Annotated in this window: 18 protein-coding genes; 5 read left to right on the plus strand and 13 right to left on the minus strand. The window is 58.5% G+C overall.

Going from position 1 to position 21,710, the window contains the following annotated elements; all coding sequences use genetic code 11:
- Positions 1 to 118 precede the first annotated feature (118 nt).
- From AC5S27_RS22235 to AC5S27_RS22250, 4 genes are all read right to left on the minus strand, one after another.
- Complete coding sequence (locus AC5S27_RS22235; RefSeq protein ID WP_493936745.1) at positions 119 to 2,311, minus strand: GumC family protein; 2,193 nt, start codon at positions 2,309 to 2,311, stop codon at positions 119 to 121.
- Positions 2,308 to 3,681, minus strand: a complete 1,374-nt coding sequence (locus AC5S27_RS22240; protein ID WP_493936746.1) for a hypothetical protein — start codon at positions 3,679 to 3,681, stop codon at positions 2,308 to 2,310. Before AC5S27_RS22240 ends, AC5S27_RS22235 begins: the two co-directional genes overlap by 4 nt.
- 37 nt (positions 3,682 to 3,718) lie before the next feature.
- Positions 3,719 to 4,783 carry a polysaccharide biosynthesis/export family protein gene (locus AC5S27_RS22245; RefSeq protein WP_493936747.1) on the minus strand — a complete coding sequence of 355 codons (1,065 nt, stop codon included), beginning with the start codon at positions 4,781 to 4,783 and terminating at the stop codon, positions 3,719 to 3,721.
- 212 nt (positions 4,784 to 4,995) lie between these two features.
- Positions 4,996 to 6,150, minus strand: coding sequence for a glycosyltransferase (locus AC5S27_RS22250; RefSeq protein WP_493936748.1), 1,155 nt, complete (start codon positions 6,148 to 6,150; stop codon positions 4,996 to 4,998).
- A gap of 194 nt (positions 6,151 to 6,344) precedes the next feature.
- Between AC5S27_RS22250 and AC5S27_RS22255 the strand changes: the two genes are divergently transcribed.
- A complete protein-coding gene (locus tag AC5S27_RS22255) occupies positions 6,345 to 8,024 on the plus strand; it encodes an NAD(P)/FAD-dependent oxidoreductase (protein ID WP_493936749.1) in 1,680 nt (559 codons plus the stop codon).
- Positions 8,025 to 8,323: 299 nt separating this feature from the next.
- Positions 8,324 to 8,776, plus strand: a complete 453-nt coding sequence (locus AC5S27_RS22260; RefSeq protein WP_493936750.1) for a cupin domain-containing protein — start codon at positions 8,324 to 8,326, stop codon at positions 8,774 to 8,776.
- A gap of 54 nt (positions 8,777 to 8,830) precedes the next feature.
- Here the strand turns inward: AC5S27_RS22260 and AC5S27_RS22265 are convergent, their stop codons facing one another.
- The 3 genes from AC5S27_RS22265 to AC5S27_RS22275 all read right to left on the minus strand — a co-directional run bounded on the left by AC5S27_RS22265 (position 8,831) and on the right by AC5S27_RS22275 (position 11,137).
- On the minus strand, positions 8,831 to 9,100 hold the full coding sequence (locus AC5S27_RS22265; RefSeq protein ID WP_493936751.1) for a hypothetical protein: 270 nt from the start codon (positions 9,098 to 9,100) through the stop codon (positions 8,831 to 8,833).
- A 161-nt stretch (positions 9,101 to 9,261) separates the two neighbouring features.
- Entirely contained in the window at positions 9,262 to 9,732 is a 471-nt protein-coding gene (locus AC5S27_RS22270; RefSeq protein WP_493936752.1) for a TspO/MBR family protein, read from the minus strand.
- 19 nt (positions 9,733 to 9,751) lie between these two features.
- Positions 9,752 to 11,137, minus strand: coding sequence for a M48 family metallopeptidase (locus tag AC5S27_RS22275; RefSeq protein WP_493936753.1), 1,386 nt, complete (start codon positions 11,135 to 11,137; stop codon positions 9,752 to 9,754).
- A 96-nt stretch (positions 11,138 to 11,233) separates the two neighbouring features.
- On the opposite strand from AC5S27_RS22275, the gene thrS reads away from it, so the two are divergent.
- The 3 genes from thrS (at position 11,234) to AC5S27_RS22290 (ending at position 14,021) form a co-directional block, all read left to right on the plus strand.
- The gene (gene thrS / locus AC5S27_RS22280) at positions 11,234 to 13,270 is read left to right on the plus strand and encodes a threonine--tRNA ligase (protein ID WP_493936754.1); all 2,037 of its coding nucleotides are present in this window, start codon (positions 11,234 to 11,236) and stop codon (positions 13,268 to 13,270) included.
- 83 nt (positions 13,271 to 13,353) lie between these two features.
- Positions 13,354 to 13,593 (plus strand): hypothetical protein, encoded by a 240-nt coding sequence (locus AC5S27_RS22285; RefSeq protein WP_493936755.1) that lies wholly within the window; start codon positions 13,354 to 13,356, stop codon positions 13,591 to 13,593.
- Complete coding sequence (locus AC5S27_RS22290) at positions 13,590 to 14,021, plus strand: TA system VapC family ribonuclease toxin (protein WP_493936756.1); 432 nt, start codon at positions 13,590 to 13,592, stop codon at positions 14,019 to 14,021. The genes AC5S27_RS22285 and AC5S27_RS22290 overlap by 4 nt, the downstream gene beginning before the upstream one ends.
- A gap of 26 nt (positions 14,022 to 14,047) precedes the next feature.
- Here the strand turns inward: AC5S27_RS22290 and AC5S27_RS22295 are convergent, their stop codons facing one another.
- From AC5S27_RS22295 to AC5S27_RS22320, 6 genes are all read right to left on the minus strand, one after another.
- Positions 14,048 to 14,266, minus strand: coding sequence for a hypothetical protein (locus tag AC5S27_RS22295; protein ID WP_493936757.1), 219 nt, complete (start codon positions 14,264 to 14,266; stop codon positions 14,048 to 14,050).
- Between the two features lie 92 nt (positions 14,267 to 14,358).
- Complete coding sequence (gene add, locus AC5S27_RS22300; protein WP_493936758.1) at positions 14,359 to 15,399, minus strand: adenosine deaminase; 1,041 nt, start codon at positions 15,397 to 15,399, stop codon at positions 14,359 to 14,361.
- 647 nt (positions 15,400 to 16,046) lie between these two features.
- Positions 16,047 to 16,538, minus strand: a complete 492-nt coding sequence (locus AC5S27_RS22305; RefSeq protein ID WP_493936759.1) for a nuclear transport factor 2 family protein — start codon at positions 16,536 to 16,538, stop codon at positions 16,047 to 16,049.
- A 69-nt stretch (positions 16,539 to 16,607) separates the two neighbouring features.
- Entirely contained in the window at positions 16,608 to 18,185 is a 1,578-nt protein-coding gene (locus AC5S27_RS22310) for an amino acid permease (RefSeq protein WP_493936760.1), read from the minus strand.
- A 178-nt stretch (positions 18,186 to 18,363) separates the two neighbouring features.
- Positions 18,364 to 18,522, minus strand: coding sequence for a hypothetical protein (locus AC5S27_RS22315; RefSeq protein WP_493936761.1), 159 nt, complete (start codon positions 18,520 to 18,522; stop codon positions 18,364 to 18,366).
- A 92-nt stretch (positions 18,523 to 18,614) separates the two neighbouring features.
- Positions 18,615 to 21,545 carry an ATP-dependent helicase gene (locus AC5S27_RS22320; RefSeq protein WP_493936762.1) on the minus strand — a complete coding sequence of 977 codons (2,931 nt, stop codon included), beginning with the start codon at positions 21,543 to 21,545 and terminating at the stop codon, positions 18,615 to 18,617.
- Between the last annotated feature and the right edge of the window lie 165 nt (positions 21,546 to 21,710).

The following is a 21,710-nucleotide window of genomic DNA, read 5'->3' on the forward strand; positions in this document are numbered from 1 at the left end:
AACGCAACTTGAGGAATACAAGGATGACTACCGATCAAGGGGCTTGAGGCTTTTCGGAACTCGCCAGCCCTGCCGGACCTCGCCGGCGGGGCTGGTCGTAAGAATCAAACGCTTTGGATTACTTTTTCTTGCTGGACGACAGATACCCCGAACCGGAGCCGTAGTAGCCTCCGCTGCCGCCGTAGCCTTTGCTGCCATAATACTTGCGGTAGTTGCCATAGCCGCCGTAGTAGGTTTCCGCATGCGGCAAAGCGTTGACGACAATGCCGGTCTGCTTGCCGGGGTACTTGGCCAGATCCTGGCGAATACGGCGCAGCGCACGCTTCTGCGCAACACCGATACGCACAACCACCAGCAGCGTGTCACAGTGCGTGGCAATGATGAGCGCATCGGTCACCAGCAGCACTGGCGGAGTGTCGATCAGCACATAATCATAGTGATCGCGTGCCCAGGATAGCAGCTGCTCGAGACGTCCCTGGCCCAGCAGTTCAGAGGGGAAAGGCGGAATTTCCTGCACCGGCATCACATCCAGTCCAGCCACCTCCGCCACCTTCTGAATGCAATCTTCAGGTTCTACTGTCGAGTCGCTAAGAAAGCGGCTCAACCCGGGCTGATCCGTTGCCGGCAGCTTGAGGCGTTGAGCAATGGTCGGCTTGCGCAGATCGGCGTCGATCAACAGCACCCGTTTCCCCTGCGTCGCCAGTACCACTCCGAGGTTGAGCGAGGTCGTTGATTTGCCCTCGCCCGGTCCGCAACTCGTCAGCGATATCACGCGATGCTTTTGGCCGACCGGCATGAGGGTGATCGCTGTGCGCAGCAGGCGGTAAGCTTCGGTGCCGGCAGAGCGTGGCGCGAGCAGGGTCACGAGCGGCAACACGTCGTCGGAGATGCGCATGGCCGCCATATCCTCCTTGTACTCGGGTACCGAGGCAAGGATGGGCATGGGCAGCGCCTCTTCGACATGCTCCACCGTCTGGACTGTGTCGCTGTTCAGCAGGATGATGCCGACAATGACCAGCGCGATCAGCAGTCCGGCAGCCGCGCCGGCCAAGGTATCCGCGCGAACATTGGGATACGCCTTGATACCTGGAACCTCGGCAGCCGTGAAGCGGTTCAGCTCCTGTGATTGCATGCCTGCCTGAATGGCGCCAGTGCCCATGGCCGAAAGCAGGACGTTGTAGAGGGTTTGGTCACTCACATATTGCGACTTCAGGATTTCGTAGCGAACCGTATCCGGGGTACGGCCTTCTGCCTGCTTCTGCAATTCGAGCAGGCGGTCGTTAATGCTCTGCTCGGTCTTCTGAGCCCGCTCCAGATTTTCTGCGCCGGCTTTCAGTACCTGGCTGCGTAAGTCGTCGGCGCTCTTCTTCAGGCTGGCTACCTGGGCTCGCGCCTGCGCTAGGGGCGGATAGTTGGGTCCATAACGGTCTTCAAGCGATGCCGTCTGCGACTCGGCCTGTGCCAACTGGTTTTGCAGCGCTGAAATACTGGCGGCGCCGGGAACGTCCAGCGGGACGGTCGCCTCCGGATGATTCAACATGTTCTGGTATTCAGCTTCGGCCAGGTAGCGGTCTCCCTGCACCTTGACCCGCGCCGAGAGCAGGGCGGTCGTCTCATTCACCAGCACGCTCTGGTCGCCCGCCGTGCCCTGAGAGAGAATCCCCAGCTTGGCTTCAGAACTCAGCAGATCGTTCTGCTCTGTCTGGATCTTGGTCTTGAGCGTCTCCATCTGGCTGGTGAGGTAGCCGGTAATATCCCTCGTGCTGCGATAGCGCTGTTGGAAGCTCTGCTCGAAATAAACGTCAATCAGCGTGTTGGCCACGAGAGCTGCGACCGCCGGACTCTTGCTGCGAAAGCGGATCGAGAGCAGTTCCGTCTTGGGAACCTGGGTTACGCTCAAGGAACCGAGAAACTGATTCACCAGCTGATCCCGCTCGATCGGATTGTCAAGGTTGCGCGCCGAGCCCATGTTGAACGCCGGATTGTTCTGCAGATTCAGCTTGCGTATGGTCAGCTCGGCGATGTTCGCGTTCTGGAAACCCATGATCTGGGTCTGCATCTTGAGACCGTACTCGTCGCTTGCCCCGGCCACGGCGCCAAGGCTGATCGAATTGTGCTGGTCCAGATGGACCATCGCCACTGCGTCATACTGACTGACCTGAAATTTGGCCCAGATCGCCGCCAGGGTTCCGCCCAGAATCATCAAGCCAAGCAGATAAAGCCCGTACTTCCGAAGGATTCGGACGATATCGGAAATATGAATGGAATTTTCGGCAATCTTGCTTACCGTCGTAGGCGGATTCGTCGTCACGCGGACCTCATCAGGGAATCACCGGCGAAGTCCTGCTCGCTGGCGTTGTCGGGGTAGAAGTAGGAGCCCAGGATGAACGCATATCCCAGCATTACCTGGGAGGCGGTCATCGTGGCAGCTCGCGTCAGATCGTTGGGATATACCTGGGCTAACAGGAAAACAGCTAGCGGCAATACATGCGGCGAGGAACCATCCTTCAACAGGCGGATGGCGAAAATGATCATGCCTCCTGCAAATGAGAGACGCACCAGCGCGTAGAGCAGTCCCACCGGCGTTCCAAGTTCCATCACATTGCGGATCATGTCCTGTTCGGAGAGCTGATAGGTGAAGTTATAGGTATCAGCATTGCCCACATGGGCCGCATCCACGCCCATCCCTACTCCGGCACCGATAAGACTGAACTGCGGCACTGTGGCGAAACCGATGAAAGCATCGGAAAGGCGCAACTTGGTATCCGAGACATAATGTTCGCCCGTGAACCGCTCGATAACAATGTTGAACTCATCCGGCGAAATGGCATACGTTGCCGCGGCCGCGGCCGGAAGCAGGAAACAAATCGCGCCTATCGCCAGCAGGGCGCGTCCAGAACCGAGAATAGCGGCACCAATGGCTGCCCCGACGATGGCGGCCCCGGCCAACGAAATCGCACTGCGGGAACCGCTGACCAGATGACAGAGGTTGATGGAAAAGGTGCAGAGGATCAGCAGCCAACTTCTCTTGATCGCGCGCCGATGAACCGGGAGCAGCCACTCGCCCATGCAAAGGGCGACCGTGCCCCCAACCCATATGCCATAAAACACAGTGAAGTTGAACGTCCCCATGACGCGGGCAATCTCCGCACCAGGAACGCCGAAGGCGTCGCCTTCCGAAGTGTGATTCACCCACGCTGTTTTCGGCGACTGCGCCTGAGCAATCGCCAGCATGCACATTGGGATGCTGAGCACCAGGTTCCAACGGATGAAGCGCTTCCGGTTCTTCAAGGTGAAGGCGAGAGGGAAGGCCACCAGCATAGGCAGGTAAAACAGGTAATTGTGCAGACCCACGACAGCGACAAACGGCGCCAGTCCGCTGAAAATGATCTGCGCCAGAGCCTGCAGCGTGATGATGATGCTCATCAGCAGCACTCCCAGCATCATGTATCCGCGCGTGTACAATCCTGTCCACGCCGCATAGAGATATGCGCAGCCGATCGGAACGTCCTGCAACAGGTACAGGATAGACATGCCGGGAAGCACCCATTTCCGGATGGCGCCTGTAAAAATCAACGCGAGGAGCGTGGCCATGACAAGCCGGGCCTGCATACGCGAAGCAGCGCTCTCCCCTGGACTTTCCAAGGTCACTTCATCCGCCAGTTGGAACGTAGCTGCCAATGGTCGACCGTATCCTCCGACTTTCGGCTATGTCTGCTTACTTCTGCAGTTGCTCAACGGACACGCCTGCGTATAGTGCAGAAATCGCGGTTGAGAACAGGTTATTGGTCTGCTGTCGGATGTAGCTGGACGGGATATAGATGATGTCATCCGCATGCAGAATCGGATCGGCTATCTGCCCCTTGTAGAGCTTCACCTCGTCGACCATGATCTCTTCCCGCTTGCCGTCAACGGTGCGCAAAATACGCATCTTGGAACGGGCAGCAATCGGCGTGATTCCACCAGCCTGGGCCAATGCCTGCAGCAGGGTGAGATGCTTCGCTACACCGAAGCCGGTAATGTTGGTAACCTGTCCCACGCTGAGCGCGCCGGAAATCGGATAAATACCTGGCCTCGTGACCTCTCCGGCAATGTAGTACACGCCCGTCGCGGAGACATTGATAATGTCGCCTGGCTGAACCAGCGTGTTGAGCAGAGTGCTATTCGATGAATCCGGGTCGAAATCCAGAGACGTCGGCGGCTGGTCGCTATGATGCAGAATCGTCAGGTGCTTCGACGCAAGCCCGGTAAGACCGCCCGCCTCTCCGATAACGTACGATATCGGTGCCGGCGCAAACAGCGGAACCGCCTTCGGAGCACGGACCTCGCCAATGACCTGCACAAGCATATTCACAGCAGAGATGATCTCCACCGAGACATTTGGCTCTTTCACGATACCCTTGGTGCGAAGGGCCTCGCTGACCGCCTGCTGGAAACGTTCCGGCGAGTATCCGGAAGCACGAACCGTACCCGCGTAAGGAAGATGCACGGTGCCGTCAGCGCCGACATGAAGCTGCAAAGGGGATTGCCCTAGATCCGGAAAATCGTACATCCGAACCTGAATCTGATCACCAGGCGCCAGCCCCGGGGCGCTGAGAGCGCCACTCGCTGCTGATGTTTCCTGGGCCGCAGCAGATTCCTGAGCCAAAATGCAGGCCGGCAGCATCAGAAGAATTGCGAGGTACACCGTTTTCCTGTTCACAGTAGGTTCGTCACCTGTTTCGTCTTGGGATACTTGCCTGCCGTGAGTATTCACGCAGGGTTCAAGCTTGAAGAGGTTCACGCCGGTCCAAAGGTCCAGTACCTACGCTCCAACACCTATCTTAAAGATATCATGCGACCTCTGTCTCCTCGCCCGGATTCCTTCCGCAGTATGGAGGGCTGCCTGGCCCCTTAAGTCACCGAAGTACCCTTGCACATCAGACATTTCTCCAGTTGTATGGAACCAATCTCAGTCTCACTCGCAGACTTAATTCGCGCGCATGCCACTGCGTATCAAACGATCCCAAGCGCCTTATACACTTCCTGCGCCGCGCTTCCGAGAGCGTATCTGCGCTGGTAACAAGCCAGCGCCTCGGCTCGCATCTTGGCCAGTTGCTCTGCGGAAAGCGCCTGAAAGCGTTCGATCAGCCTGGATGTCCCTTCCAGAGTGTCCGTCTCCATCAGGCCCGCACCATCCGATGCCACATCCGGCGCGATGTTCACCTTGTCGGAGATGATCGGCACCGTACCGCAGGCAAGAGCGTCTGCCACGGCGATTCCAAAATTCTCCTGGTGCGACGGAAGGATAAATGCCTGCGCCGAGTAGAGCGCGCCCCACTTGGCATCCCCGCGCAACATACCGGTCCACGTGATGCGCTCCGCGATGCCCAGCTTCGCCGCCTGCGCCCTCAGCTCCGCTCCCCAGCCAGTTTCGTCAGGACCGGCCATCACCAGCTGCATTCCCGGGCGGGCAACCCTCGCGAATGCCTCGATTAGCAGATCGCAGCCCTTCTTCGGATGAATGCGTCCCAGAAACAACAGGAAATTCTGCCCCTTCAGCTTCGGCCAGGCCTCGAAGAAAGCAGCTTTCTGCGCCGCAGGATCGCCGCTCGGCCCCATCGTCCCGTACGGAACCACCACGCGCTTGAATTGCGCGAACGGAAATCCGTCCGCCGCTACGCGCTTCTCTTCTTCGCTGGTAAAGCAGACCGCCTGCGCAGCATTGAGCGTGCGGTGCTCCTGCATGATCCAGTAAATGAGTTTTTTCAAATGCTTGAGTGGATACCTGTTCTTGAAGTACGGGTCGAGCATGCCGTGGGCAAAAACCACGTATCGCTTGTACCCCGCCATCGCCTTGCGCACAGCCACCCCGTGATACTGCCAGACGCCGTTGACGATCACGCCATCGAATCGGTCACGATTGGCCTTCAGCCACCGGTCCAGCCTCGGCGAGAAACCATAGTTGCTCTTCCCCGGACCGCAAGGGTGCACCGGGCAGGTCATCAATCCCTGAAAGGCGTCACCGTCGGGACCATCCGTCGGCCCGTCCAGCGTCGCCACTTCCACCTCGTTCCCGGCACGCTTATGGGCCCGTACAAACATCCGCACTGATTCGCTTGGGCCACCGGCTTCGGGGTTCAATGTATGGACCACGTGCAAAAGACGCATAGGAGTCCAGTATACCGTCGCCTCCAAATCAACCCTGCCCGGCAGACGCGCGCAAACCGTGCCCCGAAAGTGCTATCGGAGTCTCAGTAAAAATAACTCTGCTAAATTGAAGCTTGCGTATACTACGCTCACTGTCCTCCCCTGAACAGCGGTCCGCGAAGCTGCGCGCAAGGATTTCACCTCAGGAAATGGGAATGACAAGACAGCGTGCCATTATCATCGGCGCCGGGCCAGCCGGACTTACCGCAGCGCTGGAACTTTTGCGCCGGACCGGGATTCAGCCCATCGTGCTGGAAGCCTCGCAGGCTATCGGCGGCATCAGCCGCACCATCCAGTACAAGGGCAACCGGATGGATATCGGCGGGCACCGCTTCTTTTCAAAATCCGATCGCGTGATGAACTGGTGGCTGGATATCATGCCAGCCGTCGCGCCCACCGGAGAAAACACCTCCGCCGCAAGCGGCGAACTTCGCTATAAGGGCCAGCAACGCGCACTCCCTGTTGCCCGCCACGCGAACAACGAACTGGATTCCTCCGGCGGAGTCGCCACCCAGGCAGCCGTGCAAACCGCAGTTCTTGCGCTGGAAGATGTGCCTGATGCACAGCACGCACCCGAGCCTGATCCCGACCTCGTCATGCTCATCCGGCCGCGCAAGAGCCGCATCTACTTCCTGCGCCGCTTCTTCGATTACCCCATCCGCCTCACCGCCGACACGCTGCTCAACCTCGGCCTCCTCCGTACCACCGTCGCCGGCCTAAGCTACATGCGCGCCGCCATTTTCCCCAAACGCGAAGAAAAGACCCTCGAAGACTTCCTCGTCAACCGCTTCGGCCGCCAGCTCTACAGCCTCTTCTTCGAGTCCTACACGGAAAAGGTCTGGGGTGTGCCGTGCAGTCAGATCAGCGCCGAGTGGGGCGCGCAGCGCATCAAGGGCCTGTCGTTACGCGGCGTTGTCCTGCACTTTCTCAAGAAGGCATTCCGTGGCAAACCGAAGAATGACGGCGTCTCCCAGAAGGAAACCGAGACCTCGCTGATCGAGCAGTTCCTCTATCCCAAACTCGGCCCCGGCCAGCTGTGGGAACATGTCGCCGAAATGATCGAGGAACGCGGCGGCGAAATCCACAAAGGCATCTCCGTCGACCGTATCGTGGTCTCCGGCAACCATGTCAATGCCGTCGAAGCTCACTCTTCGGCCGGCGAACGTTTCGGCTTCAGTGGCGATTACTTCTTCTCCACTATGCCGATCCAGGAGTTGATCCGCTCTCTCTCCGTACCGGCTCCTCCAGACGTGCGCGAAGTAAGCGAGGGCCTCGTCTACCGCGACTTCATCACCGTCGGCATCCTCGCATCGAAGCTCGCCGTTCACGAGAAAGACGGCAGTCCGCTCAAGGATAACTGGATCTATATCCAGGAGCCCGATGTATTAGTTGGCAGATTACAGATCTTCAATAACTGGAGCCCGGCCATGGTCGCCGACCCCGATAACATCTGGATCGGCCTAGAGTACTTCTGCTATCAGACCGATGCCATCTGGAAGCTCAGCGACAAAGAGATGATCGCGCTCGCCACCGAAGAAATCGCCCGCATCGGCATCCTCCGCGCGGAAGACGTTCTCGATGCGCACGTAGAACGCGTGCCCAAAACCTATCCCGCATACTTCGGCACGTACGACCGCTTCGACACGATCCGCGAATACACCGACAGCTTCGATAATCTCTTCTTAGTCGGGCGTAACGGCATGCATAAATACAATAATCAGGACCACTCGATGCTGACCGCTATGACCGCCGTCGATAATATCGCTCAGGGCATCACCGATAAGTCCTCGCTCTGGACCATTAATACCGAGATGGAGTACCACGAGAAAAAATAAGAGCAAATCCAGAGCCTGCTAACCTCGTTAGCATAGCTCCATAGAATGGAGCGAAGTCGTGTTCCCTGTGAACTTAAATTGATTGTGTATCACTCATTACGGAGCTGGCCAGTCGCGATTGTCCTTGTCCTGATTGGCTGTTGCGTTGGACTCGCGCGAATGGCGAAGCGGGATTTCACGATTTGGCGTGCGAGACGACGGAATCATCAAGTGGATCGAGACTGACTCACGGCTAAAATCATCGCGACGCGCAAAATCGATAGGCGCAACCATCCGCAAAATACCCCTATACTCGTGGCATGATCCCTGCCTACTCCTTTTCTCTTGCTGTGCTCTTCTACCTTTGGCCTGCCCTATCCCAGGCGCCGAAGCCACCTGCGCAAACCTCGATCGAAGTCGTGAATATCGAGAAACAGCCATGGTCCACCGCGGCAGACAACGCTGTCGCGCGGCAGATCGTCAGCCCGTCCAATTCACGGGCGCAAAAGATCAGCATGGCGGACATCATTATCCCGCCGGGTATCGAGGTAAAACGCCACCATCATCCGGTCGCCGAGGAGATCTACTACATCACCTCAGGAGAAGGCATCATGTCGATGAATGGCGCATCGAGGCACGTGGGCAAAGGCGATGCTATCGTGATTCGCCCAGGCGATGTGCATAGCTTCCGGAACAACACGAAAGCAGATGTACGAATGATCGTGACTTCCACTCCCGCGTGGACGCCGGAGTCGATCGTGATGAACCCTTAGGAGCCTGCAGCTTGCGGCAGGCTCCGCAAATGAGGATTGCGATGAGTGGACTGACTACAGCGCCCAAACCGGCGCATTGCCCAGGATCGCCGCACCGGAAAACGCAATCGGACCATCCCATGCAGGCACCAGGAAACCCTTGATCGGATGAGCAGGCTGGTTACCGCCAACATGATGATGATGCCGCAGCGTAGTTTCGATCTCACGCAGCGCTTCGGCCCGCTCGGCCTTCGTCTGGCGCTCCCAGAACGTTACAAAACCCTGGCCACACACACTGCAGCGAACTTCAACTTCCGTCTCGGCACTCTTCAAAAGAACTTGCATTGGGGGATGCTCCTTTGGTCTATCGCCGGGTGTCTCCCAGCCACACACTGAAGGTAGCCCGATGTACAAATATGTGACATGCCTCCTGCAGGGGCTTGATCCGCTCTTCGGAGGCAGGGCGAATCACCCGGCCGTGTTACCGGAAATTCACAATGCAGGATTTAACCAGCATTGCCCCGCCAAAAGCCCCAGTTCAGCGCCGTAGCAAAGCTCACCCACGCCAGATAAGGCACCAGTAGCCACGCCGCCACTGGCGAAACCCTGTTGAAGACAAGCGCTGTTGCGACAATCGCAATCCAGAGCGCAACAATCTCCACCAGCGCCGCGCCAATCAGGTGTAGCCGGAAGAAGATCAGCGTCCAGCAGAAATTTAACGCAAGCTGCACCAGAAAGAGCGTGATCCCAGCCGTTCGCGCACCTGAGGGCGGAGTCAGCCACACCCGCCACGCCGCCACCGCCATCATCGCGTAGAGCAGCGTCCACACCGGTCCAAAAACCCAGTCCGGCGGAGCAAATCCCGGCCGCTGCAGCGTCCGGTACCAACCGCCAACCTCAGTAGCCGTCCAAGACCCGCTCACACCCGCCACGGCAAAGCAAAGCGCAATCCAGCAAACGAGCGAAACCCAGCGCATAGCGTCCTCTCACCTCATTCTACGAGTTGCTGCAACAGGCGTCAGCCTTACGGCTGCTTCGCAGCTTGGCTGGAGGATTTCTGAAAAGCTCCAGATTCTCGCCCTTCCACACCATCGAAGAGTGAATCCGGTCATAGCCGCTCGGATGGTCGTAGAACACATACTCTTCCCACCGCGACGGGCGCATCTTGCGGTATTCACTGGCCTGGATAGCTGCCTGCGCAAACCCGTCCGGCTGGCGCGACGCATTGATCCCGAACATATCCGCCTCTTTTTCTTCCGTGCGTGTATGCGTGTTCAGGATCGGCGTGAGCACGAAAAAGAGAATCCCAATCAGCAGGAAAGCCAGCGGCAAGACAGCAGGGTCGCCAATTCCGGAAATCTGCCAGCGCACACCCCAGCGCTTCAACGACCAAGCCAGCCCCCATTGCAGGAACGCAAACGAGGCCGTGATCAGCACAAACATGAAGAAGATGTCCTTATAAATGTGGTTGAGTACGTAGTGCCCCATCTCATGTCCCATCACCGACTGAATCTCCTCCGGCGAACCGCGCTTCAGCAGGTTGTCATTGAGCGTAATCCGCATGGTGTTGGCAAACCCGCTCACGTTGGCGCTGATGCGGTTGCTCTGCCGGCTGGCGTCAACCTCGTAGACTTTGTCCGTGGGGATGCCGTTGGCACGAGCCATCCGCAGAATCGGACCCGTGACTTTGGGATCATTGAGGACGGTGACCTTGTTGAAGAGAGGCAGAATATAAACCGGGCCGAGAGCAATCCCGACTGTGACCATCAACGTGGCCACGAATGCTCCCCAGATCCACCAGGTGCGAGGCAGCTTGCGCACAATCGCCATCAGCGTCGCGACAACGATGCCGCCAAAGACGAGTCCAATCAGCAGATTCTTGAATTCATCGCCCATCCAAGGACCAAAGGTCTGCGTGGCCAGCCCGTACTGGTGCTCGCGAATGTAGTTCTGGTACACCTCCAGCGGAAACCCCAGCAGCGCAGTCAGCACCGTGTACTGAGCCCAATACAGGAAGGTTTGCAGCCATCGGAAACGCGTGATGCGCTCCGCCACATCCCGCATCCGCGCAGACCAGCGCAGTTGCAGCAGGATGAGAGAGACCACCGAAGCATAGAGGAAGCCCCACAAAATCAGCCAGTAGCCGCCTTCGAAATACGCGTTGGATCGGGCCATTGCCGCCGCGGGAATCATCGCCATATAAGCTTCTGTCGCTGCGTCCGCATTGAAGTTGGCCGAGGGCTGCGCGACAGGCGGTACCTTGGTGATGTCCACCGTCGGCTGCACCGCAGGCTGCGCGTGCAAGGGCAGAACAGAAACGAGGAAAGTAAGGAGCGCAATGACAGCCAGTGTGCGAATGCGAGAGCCAAAGAACAGATGCACGGAAGAACCTCCGAAGTCGATCGGTATATCCTGATAAGTTGCTGCGCTAGCAATTCACGCCGCGGCTAGAGTTTTTTGAGGACAGCCCTTTCTATCATGAATAACCAGACAATCGCCGTCCATTTACCCGACGGGTCCATTCGCGAAGTGCCCCAGGGCACAACGCCGCTCGATATTGCGAATTCCATTTCGCCCCGCCTCGCCGCCGCTTCCGTCGTAGCCCGGCTGACTCCGGTAAACGCCACGACGACCGCGACCGACGAAACCCAGGAAGTCTCGAGCGACGCCGCCATGTATGGCGCCGGCGATGCCGCCGCACCGCGCCTCGTCGATCTCTCCACCCCGCTCACCGAAGACACCCAGCTCGCCCTCATCACTGAGCGCGACCCCGAAGCGCTCAAAGTCGTCCGCCACTCCGCCGCCCACGTCATGGCGACGGCGGTCCTCGAGCTCTTCCCCGAAACCAAGCTCGGCCACGGCCCCGCCACCGACCAGGGCTTCTTCTACGACTTCTACCGCGAAAAGCCCTTCACCCCCGACGACCTCGCCGCCATCGAAAAGAAGATGGCCGAAGTCATCGCCCGCGACGAAAAGTTCGTCGTCGAAACTCAGCCGCGCGCCGAAGCCCTCGCCGAGTTCGAGCGCGAAGGCGAATTCATGAAGACCCACTTCGTGAGCAAGTTCACCCACGAAGGCGACCAGGTAGGCTTTTATCGCAATGGCAGCTTCGTCGACTTCTGCCGCGGCCCGCATGTCCCCTCCACCGGCCGCGTCAAGGCCATCAAGATCACCAACCTCGCCGGCGCCTACTGGCTCGGCGACGAAAAGAACCCCCAGCTCCAGCGCGTCTACGGCACCGCCTTCTTTTCGCAGAAGGACCTCGACGCCCACTTCAAGCACCTCGAAGAGATCGCCAAGCGCGACCACCGCCTCCTCGGTCGGCAACTCGACCTCTTCAGCATCCAGGAAGTAGCCGGCGCAGGCCTCATCTTCTGGCATCCTCGCGGAGCCATGATTCGCAAGCTCATGGAAGACTGGATGCGCGAAGAGTGCATTGCCCGCGGCTACTCGCTCGTCTACACCCCCCACGTCATGCGCCGCGAACTTTGGAAAATCTCTGGCCATGAAGGCTTCTACCACGGCAACATGTACACGCCGATGGAGCTGGACGACGCAGAATATCGCCTCAAGCCGATGAACTGCCCCGGCCACATCCTCATCTACAAAAATTCGCCCAAGAGCTACCGCGACCTGCCCGTCCGCTACGCCGAGCTTGGCAACGTCTACCGCTACGAGCGCTCCGGCACCATGCACGGCCTGCTCCGCGTCCGCGGCTTTACCCAGGACGACGCCCACATCTTCTGCACCCCCGGCCAGATCGAAGACGAAGTCATTGCCTGCATCGACTTCGCCGAAGCCGTGCTCAAGACCTTCGGCTTCGCCGAGTTCAAAGTCGAGCTCTCCACCTGGGACCCAGCCGACCGCAAAACCTACGCCGGCAGCGATGAAAACTGGCTCGTGGCCATCGGCTCGCTCGAGCGCGCCCTCACCCGCAAAGGCATCCCATACAAAACCATCAAGGGCGAAGCCGCCTTCTACGGCCCCAAGATCGACTTCAAGCTGGTCGACGTCCTCGGCCGCCTCTGGCAGCTCTCCACCGTCCAGTTCGACTTCAACCTGCCCGCGCGTTTTGAACTGGAATACGTCGGTGAAGACGGCGAACGCCACCAGCCAGTCATGGTCCACCGCGCCCTCTTCGGTTCGGTCGAACGCTTCTTCGGCGTCCTCATAGAGCACTATGCCGGAGCCTTCCCGCTCTGGCTCGCGCCCGTGCAGGTCGGCCTCGTCCCCATCAGCGAACGCCACCACGACTACGCCCAGCAGGTCAAAGCCGAACTCGAAGCCGCCGGCATGCGCGTCGAAATCGACGGCCGCAACGAAAAGATGAACGCCAAGATTCGCGACTTCGCCAACCAGAAGACCCCATACATCCTTGTCATGGGAGACAAAGAAGCCGAAGCTCACGCCGTCAGCGTCCGCACCCGCGCCAAAGGCGACCAGGGCTCCATCCCGCTGGCCGACTTCATCGCCCGCTCAAAGGAACTGGTCAAAACCCAGTCCACAGACCTTTAGCCTCTAGCCGCAACCGAAGCTGCCTGCATCTCGCATTATGATTTGATGTAAGATGCAGGCAGCTTTCTCGCAAGGAGACGTCCATGCCCAACACCATCACCATCGACGACGACATCCTTGCCATAGCCCGGGAACGCGCCTACCAGGAAAATAAAACCGTCGATGAAGTAGTATCCGGGCTCGTACGTAAGGCGCTTGATCTTGTCGACCCGGTGCCTGTCTTCAAGAATGGGATTCGACTGCTGCCGGTTCAGCCCGGAGCGAGAACCGTAACTACTGAATTTGTAAGAGAAATGATGGAAGATATGGATCGACACCCGTGACGTTCCTGCTCGATGCGAATGTTTTGATTGCGCTGATCGACCCGATCCACAACAAGCATTCAGCGGCACATCACTGGTTCTCTACGGTCGCAAATTCTTCGTGGGCTACCTGCCCGATCACAGAAAACGCAGTCCTCCGCATAGTCGGGAACCCGCGATATCCCAACTATCCAGGCAGTCTCAGTTCGGCGTCTAAGTCTCTTGAAAGCCTGCTTGCCCTACCTGGCCACGAATTTTGGCCGGACGACATAAGCTTGATGGATAGGGCCAGAATTGATTTAACGGTCCTGACGACTCCCAATCAGGTGACAGACACATATCTATTGGCGTTGGCGATTGCGCATGGTGGACAGCTGGCTACATACGATCGCCGGATGCTTACTAGTGCCGTTCTAAAAGGGAATCAGAGTCTCTACCTGATTCCCTGACAATAAAAATCTAAGAAGCTGGGGGACTAAACGCCCATCCCAAACTCCGAAACAGCCTGTGTCCCGGCATTCGAGTAGAAGTCATACGGCGTGCGGTGGTTGAACTTGTAGCGAGTGCGCAGTTCGCGAGCCACAAAGACTCCGATCGCGGCGATGCCCAATCCAACGGAGACCCATCCAATGGCTCGCAGAGCCGGGTGGTTGCTTTCTAGTGTGCTTTCTTCAATCTGCGAGACGTCTGACATGGGGAACTCCTCCTGAGCCAATCATAACCCACCTCCAGTTAAGACTGTCCACTCCACCAATTGGTCATCGTCCCGTGGTTTACAACACGACTTCAAAGCGATTCAATTTGGGCCAGCCAACGCTGTTTCTCCGCCTCCGGCAAAAAGCTCGCGCGGAAGCTGTTCGCCGCCAGCGCCTTCAGCTCCTCGCGCGTGAACCCGTGCGTCGCATGCGCCAGCCGGTACTCATTCTCCACCGTCGATCCAAAAAAAGCCGGATCATCCGAGTTCAGCGTCACCATCAACCCCTGATCGAAGTACTCCCGGATCGGATGCTCCGCCAACGAAGCGCAAACACCAGTCCGAACATTCGAGGAAGGATTCAGCTCCAGCGGCACTTGCCGCTCTTTCAACTCAGCCAGGAGTTCAGCGTCGCGAACAGCCGAAAGCGCATGCCCCAGCCGCTCCGAACCAATCGCCAGCGCCTCCCAGATCGCCTCCGGCCCGGTCGTCTCCCCGGCATGATTGGTCAGCCGCAAACCCGCCGCAGCAGCCTCGGCGTACATCTCGCGGAACGGCTCCGAAGCCGCCACCCGCTCATCTCCGCCCAGTCCAATCCCGATGATCGACGGATACTGCTTCTTCATCTCCGCAGCCAGCCGAAATACCCGTTCCGCCTCCGGCACGCTGAAGTGCCGCACCGCGTCGAAGATCCAGTACAGCGAAACGCCAAAGTCCCGCAGCCCACGTTCCCGCGCCCGCTCGAGGCCAGCAAAGATCTTCTGAAAGAGCAACGGATCAGCAGCATCCTCTTCCTTGCGCCAGAAATAGACCACGCCGACTGAGATATAGACCTCGGCATGCACCACGCCCTGCGCCGCCAGCTGCTCGATCATGCGATAAGCAGCCAGCTCATACTCCGCCGCCCCGCGCAGCCGCCGCGTCACCGCCTTGAATGCCAGCAGAAAACCGGAAAAGTCAGTGTATTGGTAAAGCGCCTCAGCCTCAGCCAGCGTAAGCGGAGCCTCACCGGAAGCAGGATCCACCCGCTCGCTCAACTCCACCAGCGTCGCCGGCTCAATCGTACCTTCCAGGTGCAGGTGCAGCTCAGCCTTAGGCAGCCGCTGAATAAACTCGTAAATCTCTTCAGACATGCCTTATTTTATTGCGCCCAGTTGCACCGTGGAAGAAGCAACGATTACCAGCCGATTAAACTCAACACATGGCTTTCTGGAAGAAATCGGTTTCACCGCCCAGCGATGAGATGAAGACGATCGTGTACCGAGGCGGAGTGGTAACTTTCCGCATCCCGTCCCACTGGTGCGAAGCGTACTCAGACTATGACGGTGGGACGTTTTACGAAGATGCCCCAGATGCAGGTACACTGCGATTGAAAGTTATCACTGTATCTTCTCCCAGACAACTGCGATCCGACTCCGGCATGGAAGTGCTCCAGGTAATTGTCAACAAACTAGAGAGCGCAGGCGTCGAAAGTCCGACCAGAATTAGGAAGGATGGCAATGCAGTTATTAGGTATGAAGAAGCTACGTCAGAATTAGATACGTCCTTGAGGATCTTCTATTGGTTTATCGGTAACCCGCTACCGCCGGATCATGCTCGCATCGCCACATTTTCGTACACAGTTCTCACAGAACGGCGAGACGATCCGAAGACACAGCGCGAGCTGGAAATGTTGGAAGAGGAAATTGAAGGGGCAGTCTTTTCGTCCCAAGTAGGAGAAGGGCCCGAGTGACTGCCTACTACATCGTCGCCTCCCCGGGGCAACAGTGTGCGATCAATGTCACAGCTTCGGCTCCACCATGTCCTGCACCGCAATGATCTGCCACTTCCCATCGCGCTTCATCCAGGTATCAGTCCATATCAAGACTCGCACTGCATCTTTCCCTTGCGCGTCCTTATGGGTCGCCGTCTCCTTGCCGTAAATCACCGCAACACTATCCCCAAAGAAACGAACCCGCGCACTCAGCAGCTTGCAGGCGCGCTCCAGAGGCTTTGACGGATCAGGCTTCTCGGTCGCCTCTTTTTTGTCATAGATAGGCCCGCGCGGCGAAGTGCCAACAAAGTCCTCCGCCAGCGCCTCCTGCACAACGCCATTCGGCTTGCAGCCGTCCTCGGCCCAGAGGCGCTCCTGCTCAATCATCTTCTTCGCCACCGGATCGTTCGCATCCGCCCATCGCCCAACCTGCGAAGCCGGTGCAGCTGTCGCGGATACTGTCGCACCGAGCAATACGGCAGAAAGTCCCGCAATGAGACCTGTCTTCCAAGCTTTCATCAGCGCTCCTCTTACTCGAATTTGCGGTTCGCTGCAATGAGCGATCCTCTCAGAATCGCCCGTCAGCAGCTATTTCGCCCGGTTGGCCGCGCAGAATTCTGACCGATGCCGGCTGTAGAAGAAGTAAATCACCAACCCAATCGCCAGCCACCCGAAGAACCGCACCCACGTAATGATCGGCAACCCACTCATCAGCGTAAGGCAGAAAACCACGCTCAGCACCGGAATGATAGGCCCAAACGGCACGCGGAATCCGCGCCTGCGCTCCGGCTCCCGATACCGCAGCACCAGCACCCCTATCGACACCAGCACAAAGGCAAACAGCGTTCCAATATTCGAAAGATCAGCCAGAGTCCCGATATCGAATAACCCCGAAGGAATCGCCACCACAAACCCCGCCACCCACGTCGAAAACGCAGGCGTCCGGAACCGCTTGTGCACCTTGCTGAAAATCTTCGGCAGCAACCCATCGCGCGACATCGAGAACCACACCCGCGACTGCCCCAGCTGATACACCAGCAGCGACGAAAGCATCCCCGTCAGTGCGCCGAACAGCACCGCCAGCCGCACCCAGTGCAGCGGATGCCCATCCGGGCCCAACGACAGCTTCTTGAGCGCATTGACCACCGGAGCAGCATCACCCGCCATCGACTGCCACGGCACCAGACCGGTAAGACAAACGGCCACCGCAACGTAGAGCACAGTGCAAATAATCAGCGTGGCGATAATGCCGATCGGCAGATCCTTCTGCGGATTCTTGCACTCCTCCGCCGCCGTCGAAACCGAATCAAACCCGATATAGGTGAAGAAGATAATCGACCCGCCAGCCAGGATCCCCGAAAAGCCATTCGGCGCAAACGGATGCCAGTTGGTCGGATGCACATACTCAAGCGCCGCAAAAATGAAGATCAGAATGGCCGTCAGTTTCAGCCCCACCATGATGTTATTCGCGCTCGCAGTCTCAGTAATGCCCCGCACCAGCACCATCGTCAGCAGCAGCACAATCAGGAACGCAGGAATATTGAACCCGAAGTGCCACCCCGGCGCATAAAGGTCATGCCCCGCCAGATCCTGAAGCCCGCCCGGTAAATACGCAGGCGAAATCCACTTCGCCGAAGGATGCAGCCCAAACCAATCCAGCAGATCCACAACGTGCGCGGCAAACCCCACGCTCACCGTCATGTTTGATCCGGCATATTCCAGGATCAGGTCCCAGCCAATAATCCAGGCGATGAGTTCGCCCAGCGTCGCATACGTATAGGTATAAGCCGATCCCGCAATCGGGATCATCGAAGCCAGCTCGGCATAACAAAGCCCTGTCAGCCCGCAAACAATCGCCACCAAGATCAGCGAAATCGCCAGCGCCGGACCCGCGCCGGGTCGCCCCGCCAACGCCGTATGCGTAATCAGGTAATCCGCCAGCGGCGTATTCATGATGCTGGTGGTATCGAACTTCTCGCCGGAAATCGCCGTGCCAACCACGGTAAAAATCCCGGAACCGATCACCGCGCCAATCCCCAGCGCCGTCAGCGACCAGGGGCCAAGGGTCTTCTTGAGCGCATGTTCCGGATTCTCAGAATCGCGAATCAGCTTGTCGATGGACTTGCGGGACAGCAGTTGACTTGCCAGTGGACGGCTCCTCGGCACAAAAATTAACCCTCAAAAATGAGGATCTGTCATACCCGAATGGCCCAACTATACAAGACTGAAAAGGGCTCCTGTGAAAAAACTCAGGAGCCCCGATCCCAGCTGCCGGGTGCCCCACCTTCAACGCGCATTTGCGTTTAAAGCGGGAGCGATGCCGGCCCGTACTACTTGCCCAAAACTACTTGCGCTTGCTCTGTCCGCGAGCAGCCTTCTTCAGCTTCTGCTTGTTCTCGCCGCGGGCACCCGTACGGGGTCCCTTTGGAGCAGCCTTCTTGCGCGCCGCGCGCTTGATCTTCTTCCGTTCCAGAACGTCTTCCACTGCCTTGGTGTTTGCCATCTTTTTCTCTTTTCCTGAATCAAAAAATTTGCCGCGATGCATCAAGGCCGGAAGCAAGTCCCGGTAAGCCGCTCAGCGGTGCTCCCTCTATCTTAGAGCTTTTCCAGTTGCGCGAACTTCTCAATCAGCTTCTTCACGCCGAATTTCGCAAAATGAACCGTCAATTTGGCGTCTTCCCCGTCTCCTTCGCGGATCAGGATCGTCCCTTCGCCATATTTTCCATGCCGAACCCGGCTTCCCTTCGTCAGCCCCTTCGGAGCCGCGACCACCGGAATCTCCATCTTCGGCCGCGCAAAACCGCTCCCACCCGGCTTCCCCGCCCCGGCACCGCCACCCCGCCCACCAAAAAACTGGGCAATATTATCCAGCGAATCCGGCTGCCTGCCCTCCGAGTTCGCTGCAGGCTTACCCGCGCCAGAACCAGCCTTCTGCTGCGGCGGCCAGACCACCGCCTTCGGATAAGGCGTAGCCTTCACCCCCGCATAAGGAGCCTTTGCCGGCACCCGCCCCGGCGTCATCCCCGGGCGACCACCACTCTGATCCTCGTCCTCATAGGAATAATGCCCGCCGCTAAAGTCATCCTCCGCCCCAGCCGCCAGACCAGTCCGCCGGCCCGCCCCAAATTGGCTCTGCCCATACCGCCCACCACCGTACCCGCCGCCATATCCAGAACCGCCACCAAACCCCGGCGACCCAAGATTCTCAATCAGCCGCCCCGGAATCTCCTCCAAAAACCGCGAAGGCAAACTAGCCTCCGGAGCATCGTTCCCATACCGGCGTCGGTACTGCGCCCGCGTAATCACCAGCGTATCCATCGCCCGGGTCATGCCCACATAGCAGAGCCGCCGCTCCTCCTCCAGGCCATTCGGATCGTTCAGCGTCCGCGAATGCGGAAACAGCCCCTCCTCCAGCCCGGTCAAAAACACCAGCGGGAACTCCAGCCCCTTCGCCGCATGCAGACTCATCAGCGTCACCCGCGAGTCCTCGTTGTACTTGTCTGTATCCGAAACCAGCGCCGCATGATCCAGAAATTCACTCAGCGTCTCCCCGCGCTCCTCAGCATCCTGCGCAGCATTCGCCAGTTCCTTCAAATTCTCAATCCGGCTGATAGCCTCTGGCGACCCTTCAGCCTCCAGCACCTTGATATACCCGCTGCGATCGATCAGGAACCGGATCAGCTCCGGCAGCGTCCCCCGCTCCCCAGGAGTCCGGAAAGCCGCAGCAATCTCCTGAGCCTTATTTGGCCCCGAAGCAACCACAGTCCGCCGCGCCACCCGCGTATTCGTCACCGCCGCGCTCTTGGCAAACGGTGAAAGCATAGCCAGATCCAAAGCAGCCACCTCAGGCACCGCAGCCGGCGAATCCTCTAAATCGCCGCCAAAATCAAAATCCGTCCCCTCGCCAGCGTCCGAGTCAGCATCCGCGGCCCCAAAGTCAAAGCTCGCATTCTCCCCAAACCCAAAATCACTATCCGCCACCAACTCCGGCTCAGCCGCATCGCCAACAGACCCAGCGGCAGCCCCGGCAGCAGCCAAATCCGCCGCCAGCTTCCCCGCAAAGTCAGGATCCATCACCGCCTGAGCGTCTCGAATCAGCTGCTGAAACCCCTCCAGCGCCGCCGCAGCCCGCGCCGGAATCAGCTTATTCGCAATCGACTGCCCAATCGCCTCCCACGTCGAAGTCCCCGTCTCCAGCGCCATCCGCTCCAGGGTCTCCAGCGTAGTCTTCCCAATCCCCCGTGGCGGAGTATTGATCGCCCGCTGCAGCGCCACCGAATCATGCGGATTCAGCACCAGCTTCAGATAGCTCAGCATGTCGCGAATCTCAGCCCGCTCATAAAAGCTGAACCCGCCCACCATCGTGTACTTGATGCCGTACCGCCGCAGCGCCTCTTCCACCAGCCGCGACTGCGAATTCGTGCGGTACAGCACCGCCGTCCGCGCATCATCCCTATGTTCCGAGGTCGCCTCGCGCAGGAATTTATTGATCTTGTCGGCGATAAACAGCGCCTCGTTCTCCCCATCCGGAGCCTCGTAGTAGCCCACCAGCGACCCGCCCTGGCGCTCCGTCCACAGATTTTTACCCTTGCGCTGCGCGTTGTTGGCCACCACCGTCCCGGCCGCCTCCAGAATCACCTCGGTCGAACGGTAATTCTGCTCCAGCCGGATAATCTTCGCGTTCGGAAAATCCTGCTCAAACTCCAGAATGTTGCGAATATCCGCCCCGCGCCACGAATAGATGCTCTGATCCTCATCACCCACGGCGCAAACATTCCGCCGCTCCCCGGCCAGCAGCTTCATCAACTCATACTGCGGACGGTTCGTGTCCTGGTACTCATCCACCAGCAGGTACTTGTACCGCCGCTGGTACCGCTCCCGCACCTCGCTCGAAGACTTCAGCAACCGCACCGTCTCCAGCAGCAGATCGTCAAAGTCGAGAGCGTTGTTTTTCGCCATCTCCTTGCGATACTGCTCATAAATATGCGCAATCCGCTCCGACCCCGGGTCCGACGACCCCAGGTAATACTCCTGCGGATCGATCATGTGGCTCTTCGCCCACGAAATCTTGCCCAGCACCGTCCGCGGCGTCAACTGCTTCGTGTCCAGCCCGAGCCGCTTCATGATCGTCTTCACAATGGACTGCTGGTCATTCTCGTCATAGATGGCAAACGCCCGCGTCAGCCCCGTTGCGTTCGGACCAGTCCCAATCCGCAGCGCCTCAATATCGCGCCTCAGAATCCGCACACACAGCGAGTGAAAAGTAGCAATCAGCGGCTTGGTCAACGAGCCCCGCTCCAGCAGCTTGTCGATCCTCTCGCCCATTTCCTTCGAGGCTTTATTGGTAAACGTAACCGCCAGAATCGAATCCGGCGCCACACCCTTCTCCTGGATCAGGTAAGCAATGCGGTACGTAATCACCCGCGTCTTCCCCGACCCAGCCCCAGCCAGGATCAACACCGGCCCATCGACCGTCTCAACAGCAGCCCGCTGCTCAGGATTTAGTTTGTCTATTTGAAGCTGCAAAGTGAGTCAGTCCAGAAGGGAAATGCCCTGTCCCTAGTGTACCGTCGAGTGAAGAGACCAAGCAGGACCTCGCGGAGCTGAAATGTAAATGATGGCAGGAACGAAGAAAATCTCAGGTTCAGTGGCGATTTGTTGCAACTTACCCGTGAGTGTCTAGCAGCCAGT

This window comes from Acidicapsa borealis (assembly GCF_059115245.1).

Excerpts from the sequence above, each read along its gene's own strand:
- AC5S27_RS22250 (WP_493936748.1), bottom strand. The coding sequence starts at position 6,150 with ATGCGTCTTTTGCACGTGGTCCATACATTGAACCCCGAAGCCGGTGGC.
- AC5S27_RS22255 (WP_493936749.1), top strand. The coding sequence starts at position 6,345 with ATGACAAGACAGCGTGCCATTATCATCGGCGCCGGGCCAGCCGGACTT.
- AC5S27_RS22260 (WP_493936750.1), top strand. The coding sequence starts at position 8,324 with ATGATCCCTGCCTACTCCTTTTCTCTTGCTGTGCTCTTCTACCTTTGG.
- AC5S27_RS22265 (WP_493936751.1), bottom strand. The coding sequence starts at position 9,100 with ATGCAAGTTCTTTTGAAGAGTGCCGAGACGGAAGTTGAAGTTCGCTGC.
- AC5S27_RS22270 (WP_493936752.1), bottom strand. The coding sequence starts at position 9,732 with ATGCGCTGGGTTTCGCTCGTTTGCTGGATTGCGCTTTGCTTTGCCGTG.
- thrS (WP_493936754.1), top strand. The coding sequence starts at position 11,234 with ATGAATAACCAGACAATCGCCGTCCATTTACCCGACGGGTCCATTCGC.
- AC5S27_RS22285 (WP_493936755.1), top strand. The coding sequence starts at position 13,354 with ATGCCCAACACCATCACCATCGACGACGACATCCTTGCCATAGCCCGG.
- AC5S27_RS22295 (WP_493936757.1), bottom strand. The coding sequence starts at position 14,266 with ATGTCAGACGTCTCGCAGATTGAAGAAAGCACACTAGAAAGCAACCAC.
- add (WP_493936758.1), bottom strand. The coding sequence starts at position 15,399 with ATGTCTGAAGAGATTTACGAGTTTATTCAGCGGCTGCCTAAGGCTGAG.
- AC5S27_RS22305 (WP_493936759.1), bottom strand. The coding sequence starts at position 16,538 with ATGAAAGCTTGGAAGACAGGTCTCATTGCGGGACTTTCTGCCGTATTG.
- AC5S27_RS22315 (WP_493936761.1), bottom strand. The coding sequence starts at position 18,522 with ATGGCAAACACCAAGGCAGTGGAAGACGTTCTGGAACGGAAGAAGATC.